Origin of the sequence: Anaeromicropila herbilytica (genome assembly GCF_016591975.1) — a bacterium.
Taxonomy (GTDB): domain Bacteria; phylum Bacillota; class Clostridia; order Lachnospirales; family Lachnospiraceae; genus Anaeromicropila; species Anaeromicropila herbilytica.
This window is the reverse complement of sequence record NZ_AP024169.1, coordinates 1,100,014-1,114,657: the sequence shown is the minus strand read 5'-3', so window position 1 is coordinate 1,114,657 and position 14,644 is coordinate 1,100,014. Positions and strand designations below refer to the sequence as shown.

Genomic DNA, 14,644 nt, shown 5'->3' with positions numbered 1-14,644 from the left:
AGCACTTTTTAATACCAATTATCAATTGTATTGCTATAAAAATTTTATAAAATAGCAATAATAGTGAATTAAAAAATATATAAGTAGCATACAATAATCAAAAAACTCTCTATAAAAGCAAAGGAGCTATCGCTTTTTGCGATAACTCCTTTGCTTTTATTAAAATTCTGGTTCAATCAAACCATAAGTATTACCTTTTCTCTTATAAACAACATTGACTTCATCTGACTCCGCATTACGGAATACATAAAAGTTATGTCCCAAAAGTTCCATCTGAACACATGCTTCTTCAGCATCCATTGGCTTCATAGCAAATTTCTTTGTACGAATAATTTCAATTGATTCATCATTAAGATTATCGTCTTCAACAAAATCTTGGTTAAAATTAACTGATGCTTGCTTTTGTTCAATTAATTTGCTTTTATATTTCTTTAATTGTCTTTCGATAATCTCTTCAACTAAATCGATTGACACATACATATCACTACTAACTTGTTCTGCTCTTATAATATTTCCTTTCACTGGAATTGTTACTTCAATTTTTTGTCTTTCTTTTTCAACACTAAGTGTTACATGAATTTCTGTATCCGGAGTAAAGTATCTTTCTAATTTACCAATCTTATCATATACTGCTGATTTTAGTCCTTCAGTCACATTGATATTCTTACCACTAATAATATAACGCATAATGCCCAACTCCTTTTTAGTTTCTATTTGGAATTACTTCAAAACATAAAATAATTGCCATCATATAAAAAGTAATACTAGTAATCAGGTTATAAATCTATACTTTTTATATAGTAATATTATACCACAGCTTTTCTTTTTTGCAAGAAAAATCACCATTTTGTGTTATAATTTTCATAATATTTTTTTAATACTGCTTTAATTATTAGATTTTTAAATCAGATATTTCTATTTAACTTTCTTATAAATATTAATAACTCTCTTTCATTCTTATTATTCGATATATGATCATAATTATCATAGATTCTATACTTTTTATATGATTATATCTTAATATTTACTGACAATATCCAAACTTTTCACGAAATAAGATAAAATATTTTTTAATAGTTAAATAACAAATATGTCAAGTAACATTCGCTACTATTCTAATATCTTCATAATTTTTATCAGATACACCAAAACAGATGTTTGAACTTGACACTATTTTTCCACTCACTTATATGAACTATCAAGTGTGGATAATGTGGATAACTCGGTGTATAACTATAAATGTATATAAAAACGAGTATTTTAAGTGTGGATAACTTTGCTCTTTATTAACAGTAAATATCTGTATATTCTTTTTTTATAATATTTCTTATTTTTTTTTGTGCATATTGCATATTTTTATTAAAATATAATCCTTAAATGCACTCTCTTCAGCGTTAATATCGACTAAAACACACTCATATAATTCATCATTTAATTAGAATATTCCGACATTTAATGATAAATCTATATTTTTTCATAATTTATTGACAAATCATATATTATTCAACTGTTACACTTCAATTAAAGCAAATATTTATTATTGTTTTAATTCTCCTTTGAATTTTGATATTTTTTCTGCTACATAGGGCTCCATTCCAATAAACTCAGCATTTATCTTATACTCTCCATCGTTCAACTGTATGCATTTATTAATTCTAATCGACACATTAAATTGAAAACTATCCCCTAATTGAATTTTAGAATCAAAATAATACCCTATTAATAGTGGCTTTGTTGATATAAAATGGATTTCTTTTCTTGATACATCAATAACTTCAATGTCACTATCAAATTCTCCTTTTGTCATATCACAATCTTGAAATAATATATTATGAATCTCTAATGTTATGGAATTTAGTAAATTGACATCTTTATAGCTTTCTTTAAGTATTGCCATCACCTTTCCCCCTTTATTAGACTACATCATGACTTTACGATTACTATAACTTTTCATTCTTTGTATATTTTCTTATTCTAATATTATATTACTTTTTGCTCTGTTTTATTAACACTATTAAAATAATTTTTTTAACCTTTATCATATACTATTACATAACTAACAGATTATTATTATATATTGCATTTACCAAGTACTATAATTCAACAACCTTGTAACTAACTTAAATATAAAAAAACCCTATAATTACCTCTTATAAGAAGTAACTATAGGGTTGTATATTTAATTAATGTATAATTCTTCTAGCGCAAATTGGATTTCTGTATTTCCAATTTGAAATCAAGATACCATTGGTAGGATTACTAGCATGAATAACTTGTCCACCACCAATATAAATAGTAACATGGTTGATTCTTCCATTAACACCATAGAATACTAAATCACCTGGTTGCACATTGCTTAAACTAACTGCTGTACCAGCTCCTGATTGAGATCCTGATGTTCTTGGAATACTATATCCAAAATGTGCAAAAATAGACATTGTAAACCCTGAACAATCTGTACCATTAGTTAAACTTGTTCCACCATATACATAACGATTTCCTAAGAATCTTTTTGCATAAGCAATAATATCAGATGCAGTTCCTGATGCAATATTACTTGAGGAACTATTACTTGAGGATGAGTTGTTATTGTTATTATCTGATGATGAATTATTGTTTGAGTTACTACTTGAAGATGAACTACTTCTTGAAGAAGAACTACTGCTTGATGATGAACTATTGCTTGAATTACTACTTTGTTCAGCTTCTCTAACCTTTTCAGCAGCTTTTTCTGCTTCTTCACGTTTTTGCGCTTCTTCTTTTTCCTTTTGTTCCAATTCTTCTTTTATTGAAATAGCTTTTTTAAATTTCACTGTAATATCAACATAATCTTTAGAAACGAAACCAACAAGATCTGAATCGATCTGAATCTTAACCCAATTAGCTTCATCACTTGCTTCTTTTTCTTTATCAGATTTATTAAGAACTTCATATGTTTCGCCTTCAGGAATTAAGGTAAGTACGGTAGCATCTTGACTCATTTTTTCTCTAACTTTAAGTGTTGTTGTTGTAACTGTTGCAAGCTTAGTACCATATTTATCAGCTACTTTTTCAGCTTCTGAACCGATAGCTAAATAGCTTGCCATTATGTATCCTTCTACACTACCTGATTTTACTTTTACCCAAGCACCTTCCACATCAAGAATTTTTGCAGATGATCCTTCATAAAGCTTTCCTAATACTTCTGCACTTTCACTTGGTTTATTTCTTATATTAACATAATCACTTGCTATTGAAATACCCACATTTTCATATGGTGAGACTTGTGTAGTTGTATTAGTAGCTTCTGATGTACTCGCCTCAGCAGATTCATTTGTTGAAGTTAATACTTGTGAATCTGATGTTGATTCATTTAGTGCTGATCTTAATGCTTTAGCACTTTCTGAATTCTCACTTTCTAGCTGTTGAAGTGACTCTTCAACTGTTGCATCATAATATCTATCTAATGATATAGTAATTCCTGCTAATGCCGTATCTGTTGTTGTAGCGGCTTTTGAATATTGAGTGTTAAGTGTGATTAACGCTGCTGCTGTTAAACACATTGATGCTTTAACGATTTTGACTTTCTGCATTCGTCGTACCTCCAAATATAAAACTATATATTACAAATGTTACGAAATTGTTAACTAATCTGTTGACATTATAACAAAATTTTTACGTTATGTCAACCGTCAAAACCATTAAATTCGCATGTTTTTTATCTTGTTTGTCAAAAAGCATTATATTCAAACACATTTTTTTGATGCTTTTTACTAAGAAATACCATTTAAATATCTTTCTACTGAAGTTATGGCATTTGCACCATCTGATGCAGCAGTTATTATTTGACGCAATGATTTCGTTCTAATATCCCCAGCTACAAACACTCCATCGATATTTGTAGTACAACTTTCATCAGCTACAATATATCCTACTTCATCAGTTTTTAATATTTCCTTGAATACATCAGAGCTTGGCATATTACCTACAGCTATAAATACTCCATCCGTGTCAATAGTCTTTTCTTCATTTGTCTTTTTATTTCTAACTTTTACAGCTTTAACTAATTCTTTACCTATGATTTCGTCAACTACAGTATCCCATATAATTTCAACATTCTCCATTTTTGATAATTGAGTTGTTAAAGTCTTGGCTGCTCTGAATTCGTCTCTACGATGAATTACGTAGACTTTTTTACATAATCTTGCTAAAAAAATAGCATCTTCAACTGCTACGTCTCCGCCACCGACTACAACTGTTGTTTTATTTCTAAAAAAAGCTCCATCGCAGGTTGCACAATAGGATACTCCCATTCCAGTTAGCTCTTTCTCACCTTTCACTTCTAATTTTCGATATATAGCGCCAGTAGCAATGATGACAGCTTTTGCTTCATACTTATCGCCATTGTCTAATGTTATTTTCTTAATTGGTCCTTCAATATCATAATGACTCACCTCACCCATTACAAAGGAAGCACCTAATTTTTCAGAATGTTCTCTAAATTTCATTGCTAAATCAAATCCATTTATGCCTGGTAATCCTGGATAATTATCAACTTCATAAGTGTTAATGATCTGACCACCACTAACAGGATTTTTTTCTATTATTAACGTATCTATTTCTGCTCTACTTGCGTAAATTGCTGATGTAAGACCTGCTGGGCCAGATCCAATAATTATAAGTTCGTATTGTTTATTCATAGTTAATTTCCTTTCAAAATTAGTTAAATTTATAGCACATCTATTTGTTATAGCTTTTACTTTACTATATAACCAATGATCATTTAATAAAATTATAGTTTCAAAATTAGTAATATATTATTCAATTTAGGATGGATAATATCATTTTCTATTTATTTTCCTATATACAACAATGGAAGATACATAATACTAACTCTATGCACCTTCCGTTTTTAATTCTAATATTTATTTATTACTACGTTGTAATGCCTAATGTATTTTAAGATATTCTAACAATTACCTCACGATATATCATTAAAATAATACACATTGCCATTCCAATTGTAAGTGGAATACTTAATAACTTTTGCTTATTATCTTGAATATTACATTCCTGTTCTATTATCTGTAACTCTGTATGTTTTTTATAGGTATATGTTTCTTTATCAAAATAATATTCATCACTATTAAAAGAATTACTATTTGTTACTGTCTTATTTCTAAAGTCTAATATATGATTTACATGTTCAAGACGTCCATTCTTCTTTGCTATCTGTTTATATAGCATAAAAGCTAATATTGTTGTTACAACAGAAATAACTGCATAAACACTAATTGCACTCAATAAGTCATCCCTTGTATAATTACCCGTAGATAAGTGATTTGTATCTAATCCAGATTGTCCCTTTTCTGTTGCAACTTTTATTAACTTAGGAGTTACATAAGATTGCACTACAGAAGTAGCATTAATAACGAAATGAACAATCATTGAAGATATAATAGAGTCCGTAGCTTCAATCAATAATGCAAATATCATCCCCATTGCAAACGCATAGATAAACTGATTAAAATTCATATGCAATAGTCCAAATAATAAGCCACTTAATACTATTGCTTTTCTAGTATTGATTTTTCTATATTCGTTATAAAAAATGCCTCTATAAACAGATTCCTCAAGCACACATGGTATAAAAGCAACTAAAAATACGCTTAGTATTAATGGTGAATTATTGACAATATTCCCAATCTCACCGGTAATAAAATTGGTTGAGAATAGCATGGATATTGCACTTAGTAAACTCATCAAAGGTGTTATTAAATATGCAAATATTATTAAATAAAAGATATTAGACATCTTTATCTTACGGAATCTAATTGCTTCACGAATGTCTATTCTATAATAAATGATATAAATTAACGTCGGTATAATCAGTATAAATTGAGAAACAAGTAAATTAATAAAGTAATTTTCTCCGATATGCTGTAAAAGAAGACCAACAAGTGTACCTCCTACACTTGAAACTAACACAGTAGATAAAAATACTACATTAACCCATTTTACTCTGTTCAACAAATACACCTCTTTTCTTTTTATCTTTTCTATTTAATTTTTTTTACTAAAATATTAAGCCATTCTACTTCTTCTCTTGTTGATCTAATATCATTTGTTTTCCATGATTCAATTAACTCAACATTTTCAAATTTACTTAATATTTCTTTCATCACTCTCATTTTATAGTATTGAAAGTACCTTCCATTCCTTATTCCTGAAAAGTCTCCGTATTTGAGTGAAATATATAAAACACCTTCTATTTTTAAACTTGATATTACCTTCTCTAAAATAATCTCTAACTTCTCTGGTACTAAATGTACAAAAGAAGCTGAAGCCCATACTCCATCAAATACATTCAAGAAATTCATTTCTTCAAACTTCATGTTTAATACATCTTGTCCAATATGTATCTCAGCAAGTTCACAAAGCTCCTTTGAACCATCTAATGCAGTAACATCAAATCCTTTTTCAATTAAATACAAACTATCTCTTCCTGAGCCACACCCTAAATCTAGAACTGACGAGCCCTCTGGTAGTAGCGATATGAATTTCTCAAGTTGATCCTCCATACTCAGATCTTTAGTAGCATCGTAATACATATTCGCATTCTTACTATAATAGTCAATCGGGTCCACGAAAATATTCCTCCTTTCAAATACGTTTATTATAACAAAATACAATTAAAATTGCACTATATTTTTATAAACTTCCAATAAAAGAGTATCATGTTACCAATACCTACATTCTTTAACAACTAATACAATCGAATTCTACATTAGTGTAAATTAAAAAGTATAGCTAATAAGTAGATAGCTTATGGATCTTCAAAAAAACCCTAGGTTATTTTCTCAAATAATGATATAATAAGTAAAATGTGGGTATTTAACAATATCAGTAATGTTAATTTTATTAACCATTCAACTACATTTCTATTTAACCTTAAGAAGATTGGAGTTTTTTTATGTATAGTTTTACCAGCAGGGTACGTTATAGTGAAGTAAATCGCAAGAAGCAATTAGAGTTTTCCTCAATAATCAATTATTTTCAAGACTGTAGTACATTTCACTCAGAAGATAATGGACAAGGAATCGATCTATTGGAGTCCAAAAAACATGCTTGGATTCTAAATTCATGGCAGATTGTCGTGAATCGTTACCCAGATTTAGGTGAAACTATAAAAGTAGGAACATTAGCATATGACTTTAAAAGTATGTATGGCTTTCGTAACTTTATCTTGCAGGATACCAATGATACTACTTTGGCCGTTGCTAATTCCATCTGGGTTCTCATGGATACCACTACTATGAGGCCAATAAAAATTACAGAGGAAGATATATCAGGTTTTCAGATCGAAGATAAATTGGATATGGATTATGCTCCTAGAAAAATCACTCTACCAGAGGATTTTAAAGATAATAAAACTACAAATAGTACTGGGATTTACAACGAGTATCAACCTTTCCCAGTAATAAAATCTAACATTGACACAAATAATCATGTGAATAATAGCCAATATATAAAAATGGCCGAAGAGTTTTTACCTGCGAAATTTATTATCAAACAAATGAGAGCAGAATATCGTATGGCAGCAGTTTTAGGTGATACAATTATTCCACAAGTTCTTATTGATGAAGAAATATGTACCGTAGTATTAGCAAATATCGAAAAAAGACCCTATGTTATTATTGAATTCATAAGTGCTTAAGTGAACTATTATATTTCTGAAAGCAATACTTAACCAAGTTTAAATTGAATGTATAAAACAATGTTTTTGCGAACCTATATTAATTTCGCAATTACTCAAAATGCAAAACATATAGAAAGGAATTAATATGATAGAATTAGGAAAAATACAAACCCTTGAGGTTATTAAAACTACTGATTTTGGTGTTTACTTAAGCAGTGATTCAAAAGATAAAGTACTGTTACCAAAAAATCAGGTTGAAAACGGAACAAAAATTGGAGACAAAATAAAAGTCTTCATTTATAAAGATTCTGAGGACCGCCCAATTGCAACAGCAAAAATGCCAGCTTTAACACTTGGGGAACTTGCAGTACTTAAAGTTATTGAAGTAAGTTCCATTGGAGCTTTTCTAGATTGGGGCCTTACTAAGGATTTATTATTACCTTTTAAAGAACAAACTGAACGCGTACACGAAAACGATCAGATACTTGTTAGTTTATATATTGATAAGAGTGAGCGACTTTGTGCTACTATGAAAGTATATGATTACCTAGAGACAAACTCATCTTATCATCCTGGTGATAAAGTTATTGGTATTGTATATGAAGTACTTGATGAATTCGGAGCTTTTGTAGCAGTTGATAATCAATATTCTGCGCTAGTTCCTAATAAAGAACTTTTCAGGACTTTAAAACCTGGTGATAGCATTGAAGCAAGAGTAACTAGCGTTCGTGAGGACGGTAAATTAAATCTAAGTTTACGTGAAAAAGTATATGTTCAAATGGGCTCTGATGCCTCATTAATATTAGATTCATTAAAGGAACATAATGGTTTTTTACCTTACAACGATAAGACTGACCCTGAGATTATTAAAAAGGAGTTTGGTCTAAGCAAAAATGCTTTCAAAAGAGCGATCGGGAAACTTTTTAAAGAGAAAGAAATCACTATTTTGGATGATGGGATAAAATTAAACTAGTATTTTCTTTTATAAAATCATTCAATGTTACTTTACTCTTAGATCTAAGTTAATAAGATAATAATAAAAGTGGTTTATCATTGATAAACCACTTTTTATTATTATCTTTTAGTTAACAATTCGAATGTAGCTAATAATAATCCTGCTTCAATAGGCTTTGGAAGTAAATATTTTAATCCAATGCTTTTCACTTCTTCTAATGTACCATTATCACACAATGAACTTAACATGAGAATATTGGCATCAGCATCCAAGTTGAGTATTTCTTTTGCTGTTTCCATTCCATCAATTCCTGGCATAATGATATCCAAAGTTATAATGTCAGGATGTAATTCTTTGAATATCTCAATTCCTGCCTCACCAGTTTTAGCATGTCCAATAACCTCATACTCTGTATGAGCTGTAATCTCTTTTATCTGATTCACAACAAACGGCGAATCATCTATAACAAGTATTGTCTTCTTCATTTTTTCATCATTCCTTTCATTCCCTTTAGATAGTTTTGTTATTTTCTTATCATGAAGATGAAAATGTATATTCCATGTTCACCCTAATCAATCCATACCATGAAGAAAAATTAAATTCTATCATTTGTTCATATTCAACTTCTTCATTCTTCTGATATGGTCCTTTTATAATTACAGGAACAGATAGTCTCGATGCCTTACCTGCTAGATTATTTATTTGTGTTAATGCATTGCCACATACTATGTTCAGGTATTCACCTACATACAATTCTATATCTTCGCTATCTACTTTTTTGCCATTATTCATACCCTTGCTTATTTCTTTCATAACTGATTCGTGCATAGTACAAATCAATATTGAATTATATACGCCGTTTGTTATAATAATCCCTGAGTATAAATCCTCGATTTCACTATGAGTAGGTGTTTCCTCTATGATATCTAAAAGAGCTACTTTTTTTGTTATGTCAACAAAAGATTGATTAAATATATTCTCTATTGTTGACATTGTCACTATACTATTCTTCAATTTCATCACCACCTAAACTCGATATACTTTTATCTTACATTATCTATCCGAAAAACGTATTTTGGCATTACCAGTATTGATTTTGTCCTTAGTCGAGATTGGTGAATCCAAATGATAAACACTATTTAACGTATTTGCCATATTATCTTTACATTTTGCACAAAATCTACCCGTCTTAATCATTGCACCACATGATTCACACTCAATTCCAGATGCTGAATCCTCAGCAAAACAAAGTCTTTCTTCACGTATCCATTTTTTTATTTGATTTAATGGAACATCCATTTCTTCTGATACTTCTTGCATACCAACTCCAGGATGTTCATATATGTATTCTTTTACTGTGGCGAACTTATCATCCATCGTTTTCATACAGCCCTGACATAAAGGATCTCCACCAATGTAATTGAATATTCGACCACATAATCTACAATTTCTAACGTCCATTTATTGCCTCCTAAAAACCTTTACCAATGCAAATACAGATAAAATACACTTCCTTAACATTATTCTCTAATAAGATGTTAGTACATGCCTCTATAGTACTTCCAGTGGTATAGATATCATCTACCAAGATCACCTTATCTAATTCTAAATTTTTATCCATCTGTTCTTGATCTAAAAAACGAAAAGCATGACTAAGATTATCTAATCTTTCCTTATCATTTAGACCTTTCTGTGGTAATGTCTTCTTTACTCGTATTAATGTTTTATCTAATATGGGGATTGACAGTTTCTTTCCTATTCCTTTTGCAATAATCTCAGCTTGGTTATAGCCTCTAAGATTCTGTCTTGATTTATGTACTGGTACAGGAATTAAAGCATCTGGTGCAATTTTAAGTATTTCTTCTGAATATCCTTTTAATAACTCCTCAATATAAAAGTCTGCATACTCTCTTTTATTATGATATTTAAATGATGCAATTGACTTTCTCATGTGATTATCATATACCCATAATGCATATCCTCTGACAAAGTGAAATCTTTTATTTTCACAGTCATAACAATATTCCTGTACCTCATTGATTAATGGTTTGCTACATTTTTTGCATCTAGGCTCTTTAATGTAGTTAAGTTGTTCTTTACATAAAGGACAAACTTTTTCACTTTTGGGAGTGATGATACCTCCACAAATTGGGCATCGTCTCGGATAAACCATATCGATGATTTTCTTAATCATTTATATACCCGTGCCTTTCAATCTGCATAATATAAATCAAACCTTAACGATCAAAAAAGTCGAATTTATACCAATTAACTAACCCTTATTCCTGATATATATTTAAAATAACTTTTCTGGGTAAATACCTTCTCTAACTAATTTCTTAAAGGATTTCATTACGTAATCCCTATCTTCTTTATAAGTGATCCCAAACCATTTATCATTTGTCTTTAATACTGTAACTTCTGCTTTTGAAGTCTTGATTAGATTCGCTACTACTTCTGGCAAATAATACTCTGCTTTGGATTCATTTTCTTTAAGATTCTTCAAAAATTCATAAAAATAAGCTTCTAATTCTAATAAAATCTCAGGTGTAAATCCCCACATATTCATTGATACTGAACTATTTAGATCAATTTCCTCTTCACCATTTTCTAAAATAGCTATGCCCTGATTTCCTTTTTTCATAATACCAGTGGTTTCAATAACATCAACAAGTTTATTATCTTCACTAATTTTACATACTCCACGAGATACCGTACCATTTTCACTTAGTGTATTGCCTAGAACAAATCCTGCCATGCAAAATTGATATTTAGAATTAGCTTGTCTACTAGAACCGTCCTCTAATTGAATTCTGTTATTTTCATTCTGTGTTAAAAATTCATTTACTCTAACAAAAGCTTCTCGTCCATAGAAATCGTCTGCATTAATAACTGCAAATGGTTCTTTCACTTTATTAATACAGCTTAATACTGCATGACCAGTTCCCCACGGCTTTATTCTTCCTTCGGGCACTCTTAAACCTTCTGGTATATTATTTACATCTTGTATTACATAATCAACTTCTATTAATTTAGATATCCGATTACCAATCACTTCCTTGAACTCTTTTTCTATATCTTCACGAATAATAAATACTACTTTTTTAAACCCAGCTTTGATTGCATCATAAATGGAATAGTCCATAATAATCTCACCACTTGGTCCAACAGCTTCTAACTGCTTCATTCCACCATATCTACTACCAAGCCCAGCTGCCATGATAACTAATGTATTCTTACTCATCATGAACCTCCCTTAAATATTTTTCTAATTATTGTTATTATATATCAATTTTCTTACATTTGCACTAATTTTTTACAAACAACTCTTGAATTCTCTCATCTAAACTTGAATATCTTCTCTGCTCACTAACATTGTCTATCATATGCATAATCATATCCTTACTTCCTACAATAGTTACGCAAGATTTGGCTCTTGTTACTGCTGTATATAATATATTACGATTAAATAACATTCTAGGACCTGTTAAAATTGGCATAACCACTGCAGGATATTCACTTCCTTGCGATTTATGAATTGTAATTGCATAAGCTAATTCTAATTCATCAAGTAAACTAAATGGATACTCCACAATTCTTTTTTCGTCAAATTCAATGATTAAATTTTCAGCAAACAAATTAATTTCTTTAATGATACCTGCATCTCCATTAAAGATACCAGTTCCACTGGTAAGCGTTATGCCATATTGGCTCTTCGTTTCCCATTCAATCTGATAGTTATTTTTAATCTGCATAACTTTATCACCTTCACGATAGATGACACCGTTATACTCTTTTTCTTTTTTATTCTTATCTTCCGGATTAAGATATGTCTGTAACATTTGATTAAGTCTTTCTACACCTAATTCTCCTTTTCTCATAGGCGTTAAGACTTGGATATCATATGGAGTTGCGTTTACATACTTAGGTAATTTTTCTTTAATCAAAGCAATCATTACTCGAATGATAACGTTAACATCATCTCTTTGCAATAAAAAGAAATCTTTACTTTTATTATCTAATTTGATAGATTCTCCAGCGTTAATTTTATGCGCATTAACTATAATATCACTTTCTCTTGCTTGTCTAAATATTTTTGTCAACATTACTACATTAAATTGATGCGATGTAATAATATCATTCAGAACATTTCCAGGTCCTACAGAAGGTAACTGATTAACATCACCCACTAATATAAGCCTTGTACCAACACTAACTGCTTTAAGTAATGCATTCATTAGTTGTATATCAACCATAGACATCTCATCAATAATAACTGCATCTGCTTCTAATGGATTACTCTCATTCCTTTCAAAACTATATCTACCATCAGTCTGTCCTGCGCCTCCTGACAATTCCAAAAGCCTATGAATTGTTTGTGCTTCATATCCTGTGGTTTCTGACATACGCTTAGCTGCCCTTCCAGTTGGTGCCGCCAATAGAATATCTAGTCCTTCAACTTCAAAAAATTGAATAATAGTATTTATTGTAGTAGTTTTTCCTGTACCAGGACCACCTGTTACAATTAATACTCCATTTCTTGCTGCCTCAAGTACTGCAATTCTTTGCATCTCATCTAATTCAATTTGTGATTTTTCTTCTATTCTTGTAAGTCTTTTCTCTACTTCTTCTACTGATAAATCATACTTAATATTTAGATCACATAACATTTTTGCAACATTTAATTCAGTATAAAATAATCTCGCACCATATATTACTCTTTCGTCATTCAATTCTTTTACGATAATTCGTTTATCAATTACCATGTCCATGATATGTTTTGTTATGTTATCAGGTTCTATCATTAAAAGTTCAGCAGTATTTTGTAGTAAACTACGTTCTGGCAAATATACATGTCCATTGGAACTTGCTTGTAATAAGGTATAGAATATTCCAGCTTTAATGCGAAAATCTGAATCTGAACCAATTCCTACCTTTGTAGCAATTTCATCGGCTAACTTAAATCCGACACCACTGATATCGTCAGCCAATCGATATGGATTTTCCTTTATTACATCGTATAGTTTTGGCCCATATTCATTATATATCTTAACAGCAAGGTTCGTTGATATCCCATATTGTTGTAAGAATATCATAGCTCCACGCATTTCTCTTTTTTCTTCAAATTGTTCTGCTATCTCTCTTGCCTTTTTTTCACTGATTCCTTTTACTTCGACTAATCGTTCAGGTTCTTCCTCTATGATTCGAAAGGTATCTTTTTTAAATCGTTTTACAACTCGAGCTGCTAATGCAGCACCAATCCCTTTAATAGCACCAGATCCCAAATACCGCTCTATTGAAAATAGATCTTCTGGCTCTTTTATCTCATACGTTTTCACTTGAAACTGTTCACCATACATTTGATGCGTGGTATATTCGCCTCTGACTTCAACGAATTCCCCTTCACTAATAAATGTGAAGTTACCAACACACATAGTTTCATCGTGGTCATCTGTAAGGCTAAAGACGGTATAGCCGTTCTCTTGATTGCGAAACACAATTCTATCAACATATCCTTGCAGTATATCTGCCAATATTATCACCTCAAACCTTTTAATTTAAAAAAATAATTACTCTTATTCTTTCATTTATTGAAAATACTTTCTTTCCTCTAAATGAAAGAATAGGAGTAGCTAAAATACACTACTCCTACCGTAATCTCTAATGGAAATTATCTTTTCATTGATTCATATAACATCTTGGCAATACCTAACCCTTGACCTTCTGTCACATTTTTTGCATAATTTTCATATAAAATATCACCAAAATTCTTGAGATATTCATTATTTTCATCTTCATTCTCTGGAACAGTTTTCTTCATTTCTTTAAATACCTGTTCTACTAAATACGATTCAAATTGCTTACATGATTCTAGCAATTCTTTGTCCGAAGAATTACTTTTATTAGAAAGCGAATCCTCCAACTTTGTTGCAGTCGTACTATTTAGGCTCGTATTTACAGTGGAATTTAACAATGAATTAGATCCTATTGATATGCTCATCCTAATCTCC

15 protein-coding genes are annotated in these 14,644 nt (G+C 30.3%); 2 read left to right on the top strand and 13 right to left on the bottom strand.

Annotation, left to right across the window (positions count from 1 at the left end):
* Positions 1-159: 159 nt before the first annotated feature.
* The 6 genes from hpf to bsdtb5_RS04775 form a co-directional block, all read right to left on the bottom strand.
* The gene (gene hpf, locus bsdtb5_RS04800; RefSeq protein WP_271714923.1) at positions 160-687 is read right to left on the bottom strand and encodes a ribosome hibernation-promoting factor, HPF/YfiA family; all 528 of its coding nucleotides are present in this window, start codon (positions 685-687) and stop codon (positions 160-162) included.
* Between the two features lie 850 nt (positions 688-1,537).
* Complete coding sequence (locus bsdtb5_RS04795) at positions 1,538-1,897, bottom strand: hypothetical protein (protein ID WP_271714922.1); 360 nt, start codon at positions 1,895-1,897, stop codon at positions 1,538-1,540.
* Between the two features lie 286 nt (positions 1,898-2,183).
* Positions 2,184-3,572, bottom strand: coding sequence for a C40 family peptidase (locus bsdtb5_RS04790; RefSeq protein ID WP_271714921.1), 1,389 nt, complete (start codon positions 3,570-3,572; stop codon positions 2,184-2,186).
* 180 nt (positions 3,573-3,752) lie between these two features.
* Positions 3,753-4,679 (bottom strand): thioredoxin-disulfide reductase, encoded by a 927-nt coding sequence (gene trxB / locus bsdtb5_RS04785; protein ID WP_271714920.1) that lies wholly within the window; start codon positions 4,677-4,679, stop codon positions 3,753-3,755.
* Between the two features lie 259 nt (positions 4,680-4,938).
* Positions 4,939-6,009 carry a CPBP family intramembrane glutamic endopeptidase gene (locus bsdtb5_RS04780; protein ID WP_271714919.1) on the bottom strand — a complete coding sequence of 357 codons (1,071 nt, stop codon included), beginning with the start codon at positions 6,007-6,009 and terminating at the stop codon, positions 4,939-4,941.
* A 29-nt stretch (positions 6,010-6,038) separates the two neighbouring features.
* Positions 6,039-6,626: a class I SAM-dependent methyltransferase gene (locus bsdtb5_RS04775; protein ID WP_271714918.1), complete on the bottom strand. Its 588-nt coding sequence runs from the start codon at positions 6,624-6,626 to the stop codon at positions 6,039-6,041.
* A 326-nt stretch (positions 6,627-6,952) separates the two neighbouring features.
* Here bsdtb5_RS04775 and bsdtb5_RS04770 point away from each other — a divergent pair, with 326 nt between their 5' ends.
* Together bsdtb5_RS04770 and bsdtb5_RS04765 are read left to right on the top strand one after the other, a co-directional pair.
* Complete coding sequence (locus tag bsdtb5_RS04770) at positions 6,953-7,696, top strand: acyl-[acyl-carrier-protein] thioesterase (RefSeq protein ID WP_271714917.1); 744 nt, start codon at positions 6,953-6,955, stop codon at positions 7,694-7,696.
* 127 nt (positions 7,697-7,823) lie between these two features.
* Positions 7,824-8,651, top strand: coding sequence for a CvfB family protein (locus tag bsdtb5_RS04765; protein ID WP_271714916.1), 828 nt, complete (start codon positions 7,824-7,826; stop codon positions 8,649-8,651).
* Positions 8,652-8,752: 101 nt separating this feature from the next.
* Here bsdtb5_RS04765 and bsdtb5_RS04760 read toward each other — a convergent pair whose 3' ends face one another.
* The 7 genes from bsdtb5_RS04760 to bsdtb5_RS04730 form a co-directional block, all read right to left on the bottom strand.
* Positions 8,753-9,118, bottom strand: a complete 366-nt coding sequence (locus tag bsdtb5_RS04760) for a response regulator (protein ID WP_271714915.1) — start codon at positions 9,116-9,118, stop codon at positions 8,753-8,755.
* A gap of 49 nt (positions 9,119-9,167) precedes the next feature.
* Complete coding sequence (locus tag bsdtb5_RS04755; RefSeq protein WP_271714914.1) at positions 9,168-9,647, bottom strand: chemotaxis protein CheX; 480 nt, start codon at positions 9,645-9,647, stop codon at positions 9,168-9,170.
* A 39-nt stretch (positions 9,648-9,686) separates the two neighbouring features.
* A complete protein-coding gene (locus tag bsdtb5_RS04750) occupies positions 9,687-10,094 on the bottom strand; it encodes a flagellar protein (protein ID WP_271714913.1) in 408 nt (135 codons plus the stop codon).
* A 10-nt stretch (positions 10,095-10,104) separates the two neighbouring features.
* Positions 10,105-10,827 carry a ComF family protein gene (locus bsdtb5_RS04745; RefSeq protein WP_271714912.1) on the bottom strand — a complete coding sequence of 241 codons (723 nt, stop codon included), beginning with the start codon at positions 10,825-10,827 and terminating at the stop codon, positions 10,105-10,107.
* A 102-nt stretch (positions 10,828-10,929) separates the two neighbouring features.
* The gene (locus bsdtb5_RS04740) at positions 10,930-11,877 is read right to left on the bottom strand and encodes a sugar phosphate nucleotidyltransferase (RefSeq protein ID WP_271714911.1); all 948 of its coding nucleotides are present in this window, start codon (positions 11,875-11,877) and stop codon (positions 10,930-10,932) included.
* Between the two features lie 64 nt (positions 11,878-11,941).
* Positions 11,942-14,167 carry an SF1B family DNA helicase RecD2 gene (recD2, locus tag bsdtb5_RS04735; RefSeq protein ID WP_271714910.1) on the bottom strand — a complete coding sequence of 742 codons (2,226 nt, stop codon included), beginning with the start codon at positions 14,165-14,167 and terminating at the stop codon, positions 11,942-11,944.
* 137 nt (positions 14,168-14,304) lie between these two features.
* Positions 14,305-14,634, bottom strand: coding sequence for a rod-binding protein (locus bsdtb5_RS04730; protein WP_271714909.1), 330 nt, complete (start codon positions 14,632-14,634; stop codon positions 14,305-14,307).
* Between the last annotated feature and the right edge of the window lie 10 nt (positions 14,635-14,644).